General features: G+C 35.7%; 11 protein-coding genes. 4 read left to right on the forward strand and 7 right to left on the reverse strand.

Going from position 1 to position 16953, the window contains the following annotated elements; genetic code table 11:
- Nucleotides 1–2574: COR domain-containing protein (locus DCO46_RS18725; RefSeq protein WP_116754014.1), on the forward strand; the 2574-nt coding region annotated here is incomplete at its 5' end.
- A gap of 95 nt (nt 2575–2669) precedes the next feature.
- On the opposite strand, the gene carB is transcribed toward DCO46_RS18725, so the two are convergent.
- Nucleotides 2670–5525, reverse strand: coding sequence for a carbamoyl-phosphate synthase large subunit (gene carB, locus DCO46_RS18730; RefSeq protein ID WP_116754015.1), 2856 nt, complete (start codon nt 5523–5525; stop codon nt 2670–2672).
- Nucleotides 5526–5670: 145 nt separating this feature from the next.
- Complete coding sequence (rpmH, locus tag DCO46_RS18735; protein WP_008464848.1) at nt 5671–5832, reverse strand: 50S ribosomal protein L34; 162 nt, start codon at nt 5830–5832, stop codon at nt 5671–5673.
- Nucleotides 5833–5998: 166 nt separating this feature from the next.
- On the opposite strand from rpmH, the gene DCO46_RS18740 reads away from it, so the two are divergent.
- Nucleotides 5999–6514 carry a DUF2892 domain-containing protein gene (locus DCO46_RS18740; RefSeq protein WP_116754016.1) on the forward strand — a complete coding sequence of 172 codons (516 nt, stop codon included), beginning with the start codon at nt 5999–6001 and terminating at the stop codon, nt 6512–6514.
- Nucleotides 6515–6844: 330 nt separating this feature from the next.
- On the opposite strand, the gene DCO46_RS18745 is transcribed toward DCO46_RS18740, so the two are convergent.
- The 3 genes from DCO46_RS18745 to DCO46_RS18755 all read right to left on the reverse strand — a co-directional run bounded on the left by DCO46_RS18745 (nt 6845) and on the right by DCO46_RS18755 (nt 12219).
- Nucleotides 6845–8173 carry a peroxiredoxin family protein gene (locus DCO46_RS18745; RefSeq protein WP_116754017.1) on the reverse strand — a complete coding sequence of 443 codons (1329 nt, stop codon included), beginning with the start codon at nt 8171–8173 and terminating at the stop codon, nt 6845–6847.
- Between the two features lie 191 nt (nt 8174–8364).
- A complete protein-coding gene (locus tag DCO46_RS18750) occupies nt 8365–11514 on the reverse strand; it encodes a hypothetical protein (RefSeq protein WP_124019584.1) in 3150 nt (1049 codons plus the stop codon).
- Nucleotides 11515–11580: 66 nt separating this feature from the next.
- Nucleotides 11581–12219, reverse strand: a complete 639-nt coding sequence (locus DCO46_RS18755) for a hypothetical protein (RefSeq protein WP_116754019.1) — start codon at nt 12217–12219, stop codon at nt 11581–11583.
- A 448-nt stretch (nt 12220–12667) separates the two neighbouring features.
- Between DCO46_RS18755 and DCO46_RS18760 the strand changes: the two genes are divergently transcribed.
- Nucleotides 12668–13363, forward strand: coding sequence for a helix-turn-helix transcriptional regulator (locus DCO46_RS18760; RefSeq protein ID WP_116754020.1), 696 nt, complete (start codon nt 12668–12670; stop codon nt 13361–13363).
- Between the two features lie 182 nt (nt 13364–13545).
- Here DCO46_RS18760 and DCO46_RS18765 read toward each other — a convergent pair whose 3' ends face one another.
- Nucleotides 13546–14202 carry a YqiA/YcfP family alpha/beta fold hydrolase gene (locus DCO46_RS18765; protein ID WP_116754021.1) on the reverse strand — a complete coding sequence of 219 codons (657 nt, stop codon included), beginning with the start codon at nt 14200–14202 and terminating at the stop codon, nt 13546–13548.
- A gap of 296 nt (nt 14203–14498) precedes the next feature.
- Between DCO46_RS18765 and DCO46_RS18770 the strand changes: the two genes are divergently transcribed.
- Nucleotides 14499–14783, forward strand: a complete 285-nt coding sequence (locus DCO46_RS18770) for a GNAT family N-acetyltransferase (protein WP_116754022.1) — start codon at nt 14499–14501, stop codon at nt 14781–14783.
- Nucleotides 14784–14860: 77 nt separating this feature from the next.
- On the opposite strand, the gene DCO46_RS18775 is transcribed toward DCO46_RS18770, so the two are convergent.
- Nucleotides 14861–16495 carry an ABC-F family ATP-binding cassette domain-containing protein gene (locus DCO46_RS18775; RefSeq protein WP_116754023.1) on the reverse strand — a complete coding sequence of 545 codons (1635 nt, stop codon included), beginning with the start codon at nt 16493–16495 and terminating at the stop codon, nt 14861–14863.
- Nucleotides 16496–16953: the final 458 nt, after the last annotated feature.

Genomic DNA, 16953 nt, shown 5'->3' on the forward strand with positions numbered 1-16953 from the left:
ATAAATAAATCTACAATAACATCTATTACAGGAATTGATAAACTAACTAATTTAAAAGAATTTTTAATATTTGAATCCAAAATAAAAACAATTCCAAAATCTATTAAAAAACTAAGTTTATTAGAATTATTATGGATTTCCGATAGTAAAATAAAAATTATACCGAAAGAGATTGGAAATTTAAAAAACCTTAAAAAATTAATATTATATCACAATTTAATAAAGGAAATACCAGTTGAGCTTGGGAATTTAAAAAATCTTACTGAATTAGACATTAATAGCAATAATATCAATCAAATACCATCAGAAATTGGAAGATTAAAGGCTTTAGAATCATTAAATGTTTCATACAATAATTTAATCGTTTTACCTACTGAGTTATCTAGACTTGAAAAAATTAAATTTTTATATATACAATACAATGATGAATTAATTTCTCCTCCAAAACACATTAACAGTACTGAAGCTATTCTCTCTTATCTTAAAGATCTTGAAGAAGAAATAAATGTGTGGTCTTCAAAATTAGTTATAGTTGGTGAAGGCCAGGTTGGAAAAAGCTGTTTAGTGGATTCTTTAGAAGGTAAAGATTTTGTTAATGGGAAAGCTACAACTCATGCTTTAAATTTAAGTCAATTTAAATTTCCACATCCTAAACTAGAAAACATAATGACCCTAAATGTTTGGGATTTTGGCGGACAAGATATTTATCATGCTACGCATCAATTTTATTTGACTAATCACAGCTTATTTTTACTTGTTTGGAATGCTAGAGCAGGTTATGAGTCAGGAAAAATATATAAATGGTTAGAAACTATAACTGCATTGGCACCCGATTCTCCAATTTTTATTGTCGCAACAAACTCAAACGCAAGAGGTGCCGATTTACCCAAAGGAGACATAAGTAATCAGTATCCTGATAAAATAACATTTTTCGAAGTAGACAATGAAAAAAGAATAGGAATTGAAGGACTAAAAGAAGCTATTCGTTTGAAAGCCGCGGAACTAAAATACATGGGAATTGGACGACCGAAATCTTGGATAAATTCTTCTAGTGAAATAAAAAAAAATTCAAAGTATCATATTACCAAGGCTGAACTAAAAACCATATTTCAAAATAATGGAGTTTCTTTAGAAAGCTATGAGTCATTAGCTGGTTATCTACATGATCTTGGAGAAATACTTTATTATCCTGATGAAGATGAATTATCTGACACCATAATTATTAAACCTGAATGGGTAAGTAAACAAATAGCTAAAATACTTGATAGTGATGAACTAGGGCAAAATGAAGGCTTCCTTGACAAAAAACATCTACAAGAACTTTGGAGAGACATATCTGCAAACATGCATGATAAATTGATAACCTTAATGGAAAAATTTGATTTATCGTATAAAACCAAAGATGACAAAGAAATCAGTCTTATTGTTGAAAAATTAAAATACGAAGAAAATAAAGAGTATAATAATCTTTGGAATCAATTTAAAAGCAAAAATCAAATTGATTTTAAATATCAGCTAGATACTATTCCAGCAGGAATTCCCACATGGTTCATTGCTCGAACGCATCGATTTTCTATCAAAATTCATTGGAGATTTGGTGTTTTACTAATAGATAGCAATAAAAAAAACATGGGACTTCTAATAACTTCTCCTGAAAGAAAAGAAATTTGGCTAAGAGTAAAAGGAGAAATACCATATTACTTTTTCGCTCAACTAAGAGATACTTTAGAGCTAACATTTAATAGATTTGAAGGTCTTAAAAGACCAGCATTTGTCCCATGTCCTGGGCATAATGGAGTACCTTGCTCCCATTTCTTCGAACTTACACAATTAGAAAAAAGGCTTTCTCTTGAAACTCCAAGGCAATTTATTGAGTGCCCAGAAGCCTTGGAAGATGTTAATGTAATGAAATTAATTTTTGGATTAAGTTTTGCCCCTACAAATGAGATTTTAGTAGAGAAAATAGGTCATGAAATTGAAAAAATAATAAAAAAAGAAAACAAGTCACAAACTGATGAATTAATAAAATTTACACAATTAGAATTTGTAAAATCATATCAAAAAGCACAAGAAATTGCAGATATAACCTGTCCAAATATTTTTACTCTCAAAGAAATAAAAAGAGATATTCCTGGAATTGATTTTACAAATAATTACAAACTTCAATTGTATTGTCAGATGCCGGGATGTAATCATTCTATCGGAGATCCCTATGACATTTCATTACCTAAAAAATGGATTTCCTCAATTGCACCATATTACAATAAAATGCTAAAAGTTTTAAAATACACTTTACCATTGGCTATTCCAGGAGCAAAATCTATACTTGAAGAATCAGAATTTGATTACCAAGAAGAAAATATTTCTGCTGCCCAAGAATATGGTAAAATTATTTCTGAAAACCAAATTAGCGAAATTACTGATTATTCCATTGATATGCCAATAAGACAAATTAGGACATTACTAAATTCTATTGATCCTAAAAATGAATGGGCCGGATTAAGAAGAATAGTCTCTCCAGAAGGTCATATTCTTTGGTTGTGCAAAGAACATTATGCTGAGTACAAAATTTAATCAATTTAAATATAAGTTAATTTCCATAAAAGAATTTCCATATAAAAAAAGCTCCAATTTTCATTGGAGCTTTTCTTTTATATCAGGATCTGAGATTATTTACTCAAATACATTTTTCTTCTGGAGTACAATTCGTAGAACTGATCATCTTTTAAGTCATCTATAAACAAGATACTTTCTCCTGTTGATTTCATTTCTGGCCCTAATGCTTTGTTTACATTCGGGAATTTGCTGAAAGAGAAAACCGGTTGTTTGATCGCGTACCCTTTTAATTGCGGGTTAAAATCAAAATCAGTTACTTTATTATGACCTAACATTACTTTTGTAGCGTAGTTTACATAAGGTTCTCCGTAAGCTTTTGCAATAAACGGAACTGTTCTGGAAGCTCTTGGATTTGCTTCGATGATGTAAACCGTATCATCTTTAATCGCAAACTGAATATTGATAAGACCAACCGTTTTTAGAGCTCTTGCAATTTTATGCGTATGATCTTTGATTTGCTGCATTACAAATTCTCCTAAGTTAAAAGGAGGCAATGTCGCGTTACTATCACCAGAGTGAACTCCGCAAGGCTCAATGTGCTCCATAATTCCGATGATGTACACGTTTCCGTCAGCATCACAGATGGCATCAGCTTCAGCTTCGATTGCTCCGGCTAAATAGTGATCTAAAAGTAATTTATTTCCCGGAATTGTTTTCAACAAATCAATTACGTGCTCTTCAAGTTCTTTTTTGTTGATTACGATTTTCATTCCCTGACCTCCCAATACATAAGAAGGACGAATTAAAAGCGGGAAATCTAAAGTATCAGCTAATTTTGAAGCTTCGTCAGCAGTTTCAGCGATTCCGAATCTTGGGAAAGGAATATGCAATTCAGTCAGTAAATCTGAGAATCTTCCTCTGTCTTCTGCCAAATCAAGTGCGTCAAAACTTGTTCCGATAATTTTTACACCGTATTTAGAAAGTTTATCAGCCAGTTTCAAAGCCGTTTGTCCACCTAACTGAACAATAACACCTTCCGGTTTTTCATGCTGAATGATGTCATAAATGTGTTCCCAGAAAACCGGTTCAAAATATAATTTATCAGCCGTATCAAAGTCTGTAGAAACCGTTTCTGGATTACAGTTGATCATGATCGTTTCGTAACCACATTCTTTTGCTGCCAAAACTCCGTGTACACAAGAATAATCAAATTCAATTCCCTGCCCGATTCTGTTTGGACCGGAACCTAAAACAATCACTTTCTTTTTATCTGTTACGATACTTTCGTTATCTACATAACGCTTACCATCTGCTTTTTCAATTTCAGCTTCAAAAGTGGAGTAGTAATAAGGTGTTTTAGCTTTAAACTCAGCCGCACAGGTATCAACCAGTTTGAACACACGGTTAATGTTCATGTCCATACGCAAAGTGTGAACTTCACTTTCCAGACAATTCATCATGTGCGCTAATTGTCTGTCGGCAAAACCTTTTTGTTTCGCTTCTAACAACAATTCTTTAGGAATATTAGTAACTTTATAATTAGAGATTTCTTTCTCCAAAACATAAAGTTCTTCGTATTGTTTTAAGAACCACATATCGATTCTTGTAATTTCATGGATACGGCTCAACGGAATTCCCATTGCGATAGCATCATAAATTACAAAAACACGATCCCAGCTTGCATAAGTAAGTTTCTCGATAATTTGTTCGTAATCTTTATATCCTTTTCCGTCAGCTCCCAGACCATTTCTCTTAATTTCCAGAGATTGTGTCGCTTTATGAAGTGCTTCCTGAAAAGAACGTCCGATTCCCATTACCTCACCTACAGATTTCATCTGAAGACCAAGAGTTCTGTCAGAACCTTCAAATTTATCGAAGTTCCAACGTGGTATTTTTACGATTACATAATCTAAAGTTGGTTCAAAAAGAGCCGAAGTAGATTTTGTAATTTGATTTTGCAATTCATCTAAGTTGTATCCTAAAGCCAGTTTAGAAGCAATTTTAGCAATTGGATATCCGGTTGCTTTTGATGCCAGAGCAGAAGAACGGGATACACGAGGGTTAATCTCGATAGCTACGATATCTTCTTTATCATCTGGTGAAACTGCAAATTGTACGTTACATCCTCCCGCAAAATTTCCGATGCTTCTCATCATTAAGATGGCGTAGTCACGTAATTTCTGGAAAGTAGTATCCGATAAAGTCATTGCCGGTGCCACTGTAATCGAATCTCCTGTGTGGATTCCCATTGGGTCCATATTTTCGATCGAACAGATAATCACAACATTGTCATTTTTATCTCTTAAAAGCTCTAATTCGTATTCTTTCCACCCCATCAAAGCTTTGTCGATCAAAACTTCGTGAATTGGAGAAGCTTCAAGACCTCTTGTTAAAAGCTCATCAAAATCTTCTTTTTTGTACACCACAGCTGCTCCGGTTCCTCCAAGTGTAAACGATGGACGAATTACTAATGGAAAACCAAACTCCTGTGCAATTTCTTTTCCTTCAAGGTAAGAAGTAGCGGTTTTTGCTGGTGCAGTTGGTACATTTATTTTTTGTAAAAGCTGTTTGAACTGCTCTCTGTCTTCAGTAATATTAATTGCATTTACGTCAACACCGATTAATTTTACTCCGAAATCCTGCCAAATTCCTTTTTCATCTGCTTCCAGACACAAGTTTAAGGCTGTTTGTCCTCCCATTGTTGGCAAAACAGCATCAATTTGTGGATGTTCCTTCAGAATTTCAATAATCGATTTTGTAGTTAAAGGTTTCAAATAAATATGATCGGCCATTGATGGGTCGGTCATAATCGTCGCTGGGTTTGAGTTAATTAAGATAACCTCAATTCCTTCTTCACGAATCGAGCGTGCAGATTGTGATCCTGCATAATCGAATTCGCAAGCTTGACCAATAACAATAGGTCCTGAACCTATAATTAAAACGGATTTTATTGATGTGTCTTTAGGCATTTTGTATGTATTGTGTAGTTATTTAAGATTTTAAAAAACGATTCTAGTGTGCTATAAACTAGAATGTTGAGAAAATTTTTACCGACAAGGTATAAAAAAAGGCGATACTAAAAAAGTAATCGCCTTATGTATGTTTATACAAACATTATTTTTTGTGTCTAGGCTCGCTAGAAACAGTTAATTTATGTCTTCCTTTTGCTCTTCTACGCGCTAGAACTTTTCTTCCATTCGCAGAAGCCATTCTGTCCATAAATCCGTGCTTATTTCTTCTTTTTCTTTTCGATGGTTGAAATGTTCTTTTGCTCATTGCTTTGTATCTTTAAAATGGTATCTATTATCTCTTTTCTGTTTTTGGATATCGTTATTCAAAAACCGAGTGCAAATATACAAAGACTTTTTTTTCTGGCAAGCACTTTAATAAAAATATTTTTAATTCATTTTACTATATTTGCAATCACAAATTTACATTAATTATGTTTCACAAAAATATTAAACTTATTCTGGCCGCACTTCTTGTAGTTGCTGCTGTCTGGCAATTTACAGAGAGTAATATCGGAAATGGAATTTTCCTTATTTTACTTACTGCTATTCCTGTTTTTCTTTACTTTAAAAATGAATTTATCCTTTTGGCTTTCCTTAAATTAAGAAAACAAGACTTTGAAGGCGCTAAAAAATGGCTGGCATATATCAAAAATCCTGAAGCTGCTTTGGTAAGAAAACAACAAGGATACTTTAATTACCTGCACGGAATTATGTTATCTCAAACAAATATCAACCAGGCTGAGAAACATTTCAAAAAAGCAATCGAACTTGGATTATCTATGGATATGGATTTAGCTGTAGCTAAATTAAACCTTGCAGGAGTTGCCATGTCACGAAGAAGAAAACTGGAAGCTACTAATTTACTGAATGAAGCTAAGAAATTAGACAAACAAGGTATGCTGAAAGATCAAATCTCTATGATGAAAGATCAAATGAAGAAAATCTAACGATTTTTAAATTACAATCCGATTCCGAAATTTCGGAACGGGACAAAATCCCAAATTCCATCCTGAAGCGTCGGGAGAGTTTGGGATTTTTTTTTGGCTGCAGATTTTCCAGTTAGTTTGTCATCCTGAGGAACGAAGGATCACACAAGAAACTCCGTGGCTATAAGCCAATCTTTGTCGGGTTACGAGTGTGATCCTTCGTTCCTCAGGATGACAAGATTGCGCAGAATAATTTTATAAGCAATAACTTTGCGTAAACCGATCCTTCGTTCCTCAGGATGACAGATTGCGCCGTAAAAAAACAGCTCCAAAAGAACTGCTTTCTAAAATTTATTCCTGTTTCGTCATTGTATGCGCATTGCTCAGGATTCCTGTATCTACTAACCTTGCGAACCGGCCTGTTATTTTTCCTTTGTTATCAATTACAAAAAACATTGGAGTACCTATTATCCCATAGTTTTGAAAATTTGGCCCGGCAAAACCTTTATAATCACATAATTGTTCTGCCCAGGGAAAGTCATGACTGTGCTCTCCCGCTTCATTAGTGATGTCTGCGGCTACGCTTATTACCTCATAACCTTTTTCCTTTATAATTTGGTAATTTCCTATTAGCTGGTGAATTTCATTTTCACAGTTATTACAACCTGACTCGTAAAAAAACAATACTGTTTTTTTGTTAATCCATTTTTTGCCTTTAGAGATTTGCAAAGCTGGCGCAGCAGCTCCAATTGAAGGACCGCTCAATACCGTGCGCAAATTTTTATCCGGTTTAACTAACAGGTCTGATTTAGAAACATATGCCGTGAGACTATTTACCAAATCATCCTTACCCATTTTAGTATAGAGCAGGATGATTTTTTCTGCAAAAGCGGCATAAACATTTCCGTCTTTTATTCGGGACAGAATTTGTTTGGTATCTTCCAGCAAAATTTTATCATCCTTGATAATATTTTGTTGTAACTGCATCCAGCTGTCAATAACCGGGGCCCAGTATCCACTTGTATAAAGTGCTTCTATATCTAACTTTTCTTTTACAAATAAATTGGCTTCTTTTGCCTTTTCTTCAAGCGGCTGATTAACACTACCGCCCGCACCAAGCAAAAAATCGTAAATATCGGTTACTTTGGCGGCATACAATTTACTTTGATCCTTATTAGATTTTTTAATCCTTAACTGCTCGTTTATAATTTCCTTTTCCTTCTCCAGCGCAGGATAGAACGCGTCTTCCTTTTTATAAATTGAGAAGGCATATTCTAACATTATTACTTTTCCTAATAATGCATTATTCGTTTTAAGTCTTTCATTCAGGAATTCATTCTCAGGCGAATCTTTAAATTTGATACTCTCAGGAGTAAATTGCTCCTCAGTTGAATAGATTGTTAAGTTCTCCTTATTTACAATAAAATCTGCAGTACCCCCATCCCTTACTAACAGATGCGACATTCCGGCATATCCTTTTTTTTCTTTTGGGAGTTCCAATGCTGTTTTTCCTTTTGCATCTAAAGTTCCCGTTGCAATTGTATCTTTTTTATCCCCTTTATCAAACAAATAAATAAATTCTTTGCCCCCATAACGCTCAAAATCTATGCGAATGGTTTGCGCCTGAACAAAGGGTATTGTGCTTATAAAAAAGACCAAACCTAAAATTACTTTTTTCATAGTATTAAATTTTTACAAGTATTTAGTGTTTTAGTACTGATTATTTAATGAGAATACGCTTTACAATTACTGCCATGGACAGTAAGTGAAAAGCGTAAAATCTCTTATAAAATGTTATATAGTTCAAATAAGCTTCTCTTCAATTGCGAGAAAGATTACTTAAAGTAACTGTTAAAACATTTGGTCATCCCTTAATCAATTGATATACAACGTACAGGCGATTTAATCGTCGTTGCTTCCTGCATAATTTTAGCTACAAGTAGTGATGTGTCGTAAGAACTACCACTAAGAAGTCCAAATCCGCCAGTTGTCCAGTAAAATATAGGCGAAGAGTTCGGAACAGAATAATTAACAGCACCCCACGCCGGCAACATTAATAACTCACCAATTTTAATTCCTCCATATCCATCTATAGTTTTTGTACCAACCCAGGTTTTAGTATTGTTGGCTATTACACCATTCCATTCAGTTACAGTTGGTATTCGGTACCCTACCGGACAAGGATCGTTTGCTGCTTTAGTACTACCAGAAACCCAGCCAGCTGAAACATAGGGACTGGCAGGAGTAGCTGCCCCATTTAAATACACGTCTCCTTTCAGACCAGGTACCGGGGTAAAGGGATCTAATCCCTGGTTAGCACCTAAATTAAAACATAGAAACGTTTTCCATTGAGTTGCAGTTACATAAGCACCACAACATGCACAGTCTTTTATCTTTGCTGTTAGTTTAACTTGCACATCAGCAGCACTTCCATTGGCTGAAGGGCTAAAAATTGCATAAACATTTACTGATAATGCATTGTCAGTTGTCTTTCCGTAAGCTGCACCCTGTATTGCGCCATTACTGCTTAAAGTTGACTGATAAACAATTGTTGCAGTAACAGGCGAACTTATATTAAGAGCTGCAGGATTACCATTATTGGTAATTGTTTTTACAATCGCACCGCTAAGCGATTCTACGTATACAAAACGAACCTTACTTACTGTACCCGAAGGAGTAAACGTATAAGTTTGTGTGTTAGTGGTGCTCAAATTAAAATCAGCCTTCGCCGATGTACGAGATGCCGCAAGTCCGCAGGTAGTATTAAAATTACTCTCTGCAATATCAAAGCAGGTTTTTCCGCTAATTGATCCTGTCCCTGTCGGTATAGTGTCAGGATTGACTTCTGTAATAACCGTAAAGACCTCTGAGGTCGCGGTAGGATTACCCACACAGCCATTGGTTACGATACAATACAGATAACTTGTACCAACCACAGAAGGTGTGTATGCATAAGTAGCTGCCGTAGCGCTGCTTATCGCAGTACCTCCCGTACTAGAGGCTGTTGTATTGGTATACCACTGGTAAGTTGGCGCAACACCGCCTGTTACAGATACCTTTTCGGTAACGCTTCCTCCTTGTGTCACATTTTGAGACAAGGCAGACTGTGATACAAGAGCAGGCACAGGACATGCATTGTTTAATGTAACAGTAGTAGATATTGCTGCAGATTTACCACAGGAATTCTCTGCCGTTGCCGTAATTACTACAGGGGTACCGTCTGTTCCGCTTGCCGGAAAAGTAACTGTTACAGTAGCCCCCGAACCTGTCACAGTAGCACCGTTAGAGGCTGTCCAGATATAAGCAGACGCAGGACCAAACTGTATACCGGTTTGCAAGGTAGCGGTTGCTCCAAACGTAGCGGTTGCCGGTTTGGATATCCAGGAGAGTACCGGAAGACTGGAAACATTTGCCGAGATTGATTTTACAGCCAATGGGCTTGTACATCCCGTAGCATTTGTTACACTGGCTGTATACACGACGCCAGGTGTGGTCACCGTTAGTGTCGGGGTGGTTTCTGCCATTTTTACACCGTCTTTATACCAGGTATAGGTATATGTGCCCGCTATTGCAGGAACTATCGTTAAGTCTGTTGTACCATCACAAAGTGTTGGATTACCCGTAATGTTTGGTTGTCCGGGAGTATTTCCTTTAGTGATACTTTTATCCAGTACCACTGCTTCTGCAGGACATTTGGCCCCACTATTGTCAGTAGCAATCATACGAAGCGACATAGTAGCCTGATTACCCGGCACTATATAAGGATTTGCAGTGATAACATCATTGCCATTGTACCAGGTATAGGTAACCGCCGCACTTTTATTGGCTACGCTTAAATCTAAAGAACCGCCTTCACAGAATGAAGTAAAGCTGTTTAATGGCAGGCCATTTACCAGTATATCAGCCGGAGCAATAGTGATCTGGCCTGCAGCACTGCTTTTTGTTATGGTAAGTTTATTAGAAGGTTTAGAATAACAGCTGCCGTCTTTTTGTGCCGCAAACCATTCTCCAAGACTACTGTCCCCGCTAATGGTATAGGAGGTGCCGGACCCTTGTTCTTTTCCGTTGTGAAACCACGCAACAGAGCCCGTACTTCCTGTTGCAGAAAGCGTAACGGAATTGGTACCGCAAAGAACCCCGTTATTTGACGCTAATGCAGTAAGGTTAACCGGCGTTGCAGTACCCGATTCTGTAATAACACGCTCGTTTGCCGAATTGGTATTACAGCCGATAGCCCCCATGGAAATGTTGTATTTCCCTTTTTGGGTTGCAACATAATAAGAAACACCACGCGCTACCTCGATACCGTTACGCGTCCAGATCAACTGGTCAAGATTTGCCGTACTGACAGGAACCGATAAATAAACCGCACCCCCGCTGCACAATGTCAATGCCGCAGCCGAAGGCGTAATAGCTGGCACTGTATAAGACATCGTAGTACAATCTATTCCGTTTTGTGAGAATAAAAATTCTTTGTACAAGCTCGTACAGGTACTGGTAACGCGCACCAGTACGGTACGTGTATTTATGGAATTGTTTGTTCCAAAAACAATTTTAAAAGTACCGTTAGTATTATCCACTTCACTTAGCGAAGCATAATCACCTCCGGCAACTATAGCAATATTAAACGGCCCGTTGGGACAGTCAACATCATCAATTGAAAAGGACTGGTCACAACCGGTTCCGTCTGCCGCAACATTCAGACATGGCTGGGGACTAATCGTGGTTTGAGAGGTACCTTCGCACAAACTTACCCAACGTACCTTGTTCCAATATTCAACACAGCCGGTAGTTTTATTATAGATAGTCAGCCCCTCTCCTTTTTCGTTGTTTTGTACTGCAAAACCATTGCGTTGAGCAGTTGTCATTTGAGGCAGGCGGAGTCCTCCTTTATTAAGCAGTTCCAATACCGAGAAAGGCTCAGGAGCTTTTTTTCCCCCTATCGTCATCTGGGCCTGCGTATGAACCGAAAATAATATGGCTAAAAACATTAGCCATGAATAAAATAGATTTTTCTTCATTATTCAATGTGTTAGATTTTTTTAAAAATTTGAACTTTTTTAAGCAGTCATACTGTAAAAAAAGTATTAAAGCGAGGACACTACATACCACTTCTCCCCATCAGATTGCAAAGTAATTTTTAGACTTCCGCCTGTAGCAGAATAATAAGGTGCCGCAAGTTCGTCTACACTCAATGTATCTGAATAGACAACAGGAACATTAAATTTTACCGTTACCTCATTACCGGAAGAATTTACTACATCAGTCTGGTTAATTACCAAAGTTCTGCCTTTACTGCTTGTAGCATCCGGAAGCGAAATGGTTATATTATCAGACAGCTTCGAAGCAATAATCGTATAATCGGTGTCTTTTACCGCATCGCTGGCACTAATAATCCGGATCTCTTTTACATTTGCTATAACTGAACTGCTTATTGTTTTTAAAACTCCGTTTGCATCTGTAACCACTATATTGTCTGCAGCAGATCCTGTTTCTAATCCTGTAACTGATAATGTATTGCCCGGGTTCGTAATTAAAGTTGTTGATCTGGTTAAGCGCCCGCCTAATTGTACATTTCCTTCATTAGCAGTTAACCCGTTGTCTGCTGTATTTAAAGAATTAGGATTAATTTGTACTTTTTTACCGTTAATGGTAACAAAGGTTTCTTTTTGCGCCATCATAAATCCGCTTTGGATCAACAGAAGCGCACATACGATCTTCTTCATTTGTTAAACTTTTAAAATTATTCTACTTTCAAACACCTTGTAATACCGCTATAAAAATAGCAGACTACAAGACATGCGTAACTAATACCTGTACAGGTATTGGTATAAATTTTGTGGTATTTGAGGTATATTGTAAAGAGGCAGGAGTATTAGATTTCTCCGGTTATCACAACGTAATGATTAAAGATTTAATCATTTTTAAATTTTATTTTTTAACTCAATAATTATCAACTTATAAAACCCGTGGATTTTTTGACTGATATTATATGTACAATCTCAATTACTGTTTTCAACAAACTCGACTGAAAACATAATTTTTGTAATTTTTTGTTTTACTTTTATCAATTGTGCATTCAATTGTGGAATAAATGCAATTTGGATAAACAAATGTATAAATTAGTTTATAATAAAGCAAAAAAAATACACAAAATTTCCTATAATTAAACAAATGACTGAATTACAAAGAGTTAAGATCGCTTTGAAAACTTTAATAAGTTTAGGTGTGGCAAAAAATCAGGAAGGAGTTGGGAAACTATTAGGATATTCGAATAAATCGTCTTTTTCTCAGGTATTAAACGGAAAAGTAAACATGCCTGTTGACTTTATAGACAGGTTATGCGATTTAAATTCTGCAATTAACAGAGAGTGGATTAAATCCGGAAACGGAAACATTCTGGAAGACACTTACATCATTAGCAAAAGCTACAACGAAGATTCCGGTTACAAAGGCACTGATACTGAATATATAAAAAATCTACGGTTACCACTTCTTTCAGCAGAAGCCATGATTGAATATAATGCAGGAAACAAAGAGCTTGCAACCAGTCATACTTCAAATTTTTTAATCCCTGTTTTTAAGGGATCCGATTACCTGATTACCGTTATAGGAAGTTCAATGTATCCAAAATACAGCAACGGAGATATTGTGGCCTGTAAACATCTGCCGTTAACCACTTTTTTTCAATGGAATAAAGTTTACGTGATAAATACAGAACAGGGTATATTAGTGAAACGCATATGCAAATCCAACAACGATGATTTTGTGACTATTGTAAGCGACAACAAAGATTATGATCCGTTTGAATTGCCTAAATCTGCCTTGCTTTCGATTGCGATTGTAACGGGTGTTATCAGATTAGAATAATATATACTTATTTATATTTAGAATATAAACATTGTATTAAAAACATGCAGAAAGTTTAGCATATCGTTTTTTAAAATTCGAAGTAAGGAAAATAAAATTGTGCGCAGATTATTGTCAAAGTTTAAACCCGACAAAAGTAACGAACCGCAGAACAATTGGAATTGGAATTTTAAAACCGGGTTTTAATCCAGTATAATCGAAGGGAGATTCTCATTTAGCCATTTGTATTTATTGAGAATCATAATATGGGTTCCTCCTTTTACAATAATACAGCTCTTAATGTATTTTATAGGAAACACCTCGTCTTTGTCTCCGTGAATATGAATCACTTTTTCATCAATCTGGTTTCTGTCCCAAAGGATTACAGATTCTACTGCCCACTGCAGATAACGCAAATCCCGAACAGAAAGGAATTTTTCATACAGCTGAATTCGTTTATTGATTTTTTCTCCAAAAGAATATTTTGCCAGGCTTTCTATATTTAAAAGCACTTTCATCGGAATCAGCTTATAGGCTTTGGTTGTTTTTCCGATTTTCATTCTCCTTGGGAACTCAAGTGAACTTCTAACACTCGAAATGATAATTATTTTACGAACCTCAATATGTTTTGCTATTTCCTGAACCAGGATCCCTCCAAAAGACACTCCTATCAAAACCGGGTTTTGGTGTTTGATATTTTTAGAAACGCGAAGTGCATAATCTGATAATGATTCTTTTGCCATCGGAATTTCCCATTCTAAGAAACACATTTCAAAGATGGTTTCATCCAATTTGACTCTTTCAAAAATGGCCGGACTTGCCGCCAGACCAGGCATAAAATATACTGGAATTTTACTCATTTTTCAGAAAAGGGATTATTGTTATAATGTTCAATTTAAACATAAAATTACTTTTTTTATTTAAGATGCATTACAAATCTTACATCATTTATTTGAAGAAAAAACAAAAAGTAGGAAGTTCCTTTAATAATGCGGTTTCAAAAAATAATTTCATATTGAGAATCAAATGATTACCTTTGTGATGGAAATATCCCACATCTAAAACCTTTTAGTAAGGTTTTGTACGATATATTTTCACCGTTCTTTTTCTGTCATTTTTTAAATACAACCCCCAAAACTATTTATCTATGGAACTTATGGAAATCAAAGACAACACTTTTGCCCGACAATTTGAAACAATAGTCACGGAAGGTTTACTTTCTGTTGAGTATTCATTTCAGGAAAAAAAAATCTTCTTAACCAAAATCAACACGCCGGAAGGCTACGACAACCAGGCCGTAATTGATTCTTTACTCAAAAGCATCATGGAAGTTGTCAGCGAAAAGAAATTCAGGATTATGCCAATTTCGCCAAAAATCGCATTATTTATCAAAAAAAATCCAAGGTACAAAGAATTACTTCCTCCGGGAATCCGAATTTAAGCACCATAACACCCCAAAAACAAAAAAGCGCAGGATTGACCAATCCTGCGCTTTTATTTTATAACTAAAACTGAAATTTATTTTTCAATCTCTCTCATAGAATCCATTTTCTTATGGGCAAGGAAACCTGCTACATCTTCAAAATGTTCTTTCACTCGTTTGTTTCCAAATTCAAAAACCTTAGTTGCCAATCCGTCAAGGAAATCACGGTCGTGAGAAACCAAAATCAAAGTTCCGTCAAAATCACGCAGGGCATCTTTGATAATATCTTTGGTTTTCATGTCTAAGTGATTTGAAGGCTCATCCAGGATCAATAAATTTACAGGCTCCAATAGCAATTTGATCATTGCCAGACGTGTTTTTTCTCCACCTGAAAGCACTTTTACCTTTTTGGTGATATCATCACCCTGAAACATAAAAGCTCCTAAAATATTTTTGATCTGCGTTCTGATATCCCCTACTGCAATATTATCGATAGTTTCAAAAATCGTCGCGTTTTCATCTAATAAAGAAGCCTGATTTTGGGCAAAATATCCAATTTGGGAATTATGTCCGATTTCTACACTTCCTTCATCAATACCGATTTCTTTCATGATTGCTTTAATCATGGTCGATTTTCCTTCACCGTTTTTACCAACAAATGCTACTTTCTGACCTCTTTCAATTACAATATTGGCATCTTTAAAAACAACATGATCCCCATATGATTTTGAAAGTTCTTTTACCACAACAGGATATTGTCCTGAACGTGCTGCCGGTGGGAATTTTAATTTTAATGCCGAAGTGTCCACTTCATCAACCTGAACAATTTCAAGCTTTTCCAACATTTTTACACGAGACTGAACCGCGTCTGTTTTGGAGAATGTCCCTTTAAAACGATCAATAAATGCTCTGTTATCGGCAATCATTTTTTGTTGTTCATCGTATGCTTTTTGCTGGTGAATACGACGGTCTTTTCTTAATTCTAAGTAATGGGAGTATTTTGCTTTATAATCGTAAATTCTTCCCATTGTTACTTCAATAGTACGATTTGTAATATTATCTACAAATGCTCTGTCGTGCGAAATTACCACAACCGCTTTTGCTGAATTCACTAAAAATTCCTCTAACCACTGAATACTTTCAATATCCATATGGTTCGTTGGCTCATCCAGTAAAATTAAATCCGGTTTTTGAAGTAAAATTTTAGCCAACTCGATACGCATTCTCCAGCCTCCGGAAAACTCAGAAGTTTGTCTTGAAAAATCTTCACGTTCAAATCCTAAACCCACTAATATTTTCTCAACTTCAGCTTCGTAATTTACTTCTTCAATCGCATAATATTTCTCGCTTAAGTCAGAAACTCTTTCGATCAGTTTCATGTAAGCATCGCTTTCATAATCTGTACGAACAGTCAATTGCTCGTTGATTTCGTCAATTTCAGCTTTCATTTTAAAAATCTCACCAAAAGCTTTCGAAGCTTCTTCCATTACAGTCGCACCGTCTTTAGTCAGTAAATGCTGCGGCAAATAAGCTACAACAGCATCTTTTGGCGTAGAAATACTTCCGGTAGAAGGTTTGCTTTGACCTGCAATTATCTTTAAAAGTGTCGATTTTCCCGCACCATTTTTACCCATAAGGGCAATTTTATCATTTTCATTGATAGCAAAAGAAACATCGCTAAATAATGTAGTTCCACCAAACTGAACTGAAATATCGTTAACTGTAATCATTTGTTTTTTGTGAATTTGTTTTAATCGGCCTGATAACCCATTTTTTTTGTGGTGCAAAGATAGATTTAATTAGAGAATGTGCCAATTTGAAAATTAGATAATTTTGAGAATGTGTTAATTAGATAATGTGTCAATTAGATAATTAGATAATGTGCTAATTAGATAATTTTGAGAATGTGTTAATTAGATAATTAGGCAATTAGATAATTTATGACAAACAAAAAAATGTTTTCGTTCTATTTTTAAACCGGACTGAAGTCCGGCACTACAATGTAATAGGTTCCTACGGAACAACAATAGAGCGTTCGGCTCGAGCTATATTGTAGGACCGGACTTCGGTCGGGTTTATATAACTGCAAAAACCCGTCAGATTTATCCGAGGCATCGGGACTGACGGGTTTGCTTGCAAATTATATAATTTTATAATTGGCTAAGTAGGTAATTAAGTTAAGCGTTTT

The organism is Flavobacterium sp. HTF (assembly GCF_003105115.1).
Classification (GTDB): domain Bacteria; phylum Bacteroidota; class Bacteroidia; order Flavobacteriales; family Flavobacteriaceae; genus Flavobacterium.

What these genes read in the sequence shown, in the direction of transcription:
- DCO46_RS18775 (WP_116754023.1), bottom strand. Translation starts at nt 16,495, where the DNA reads ATGATTACAGTTAACGATATTTCAGTTCAGTTTGGTGGAACTACATTA.
- DCO46_RS18770 (WP_116754022.1), top strand. Translation starts at nt 14,499, where the DNA reads ATGGAAATCAAAGACAACACTTTTGCCCGACAATTTGAAACAATAGTC.
- DCO46_RS18745 (WP_116754017.1), bottom strand. Translation starts at nt 8,173, where the DNA reads ATGAAAAAAGTAATTTTAGGTTTGGTCTTTTTTATAAGCACAATACCC.
- carB (WP_116754015.1), bottom strand. Translation starts at nt 5,525, where the DNA reads ATGCCTAAAGACACATCAATAAAATCCGTTTTAATTATAGGTTCAGGA.
- DCO46_RS18750 (WP_124019584.1), bottom strand. Translation starts at nt 11,514, where the DNA reads ATGAAGAAAAATCTATTTTATTCATGGCTAATGTTTTTAGCCATATTA.
- DCO46_RS18760 (WP_116754020.1), top strand. Translation starts at nt 12,668, where the DNA reads ATGACTGAATTACAAAGAGTTAAGATCGCTTTGAAAACTTTAATAAGT.
- DCO46_RS18755 (WP_116754019.1), bottom strand. Translation starts at nt 12,219, where the DNA reads ATGAAGAAGATCGTATGTGCGCTTCTGTTGATCCAAAGCGGATTTATG.
- DCO46_RS18765 (WP_116754021.1), bottom strand. Translation starts at nt 14,202, where the DNA reads ATGAGTAAAATTCCAGTATATTTTATGCCTGGTCTGGCGGCAAGTCCG.
- rpmH (WP_008464848.1), bottom strand. Translation starts at nt 5,832, where the DNA reads ATGAGCAAAAGAACATTTCAACCATCGAAAAGAAAAAGAAGAAATAAG.
- DCO46_RS18740 (WP_116754016.1), top strand. Translation starts at nt 5,999, where the DNA reads ATGTTTCACAAAAATATTAAACTTATTCTGGCCGCACTTCTTGTAGTT.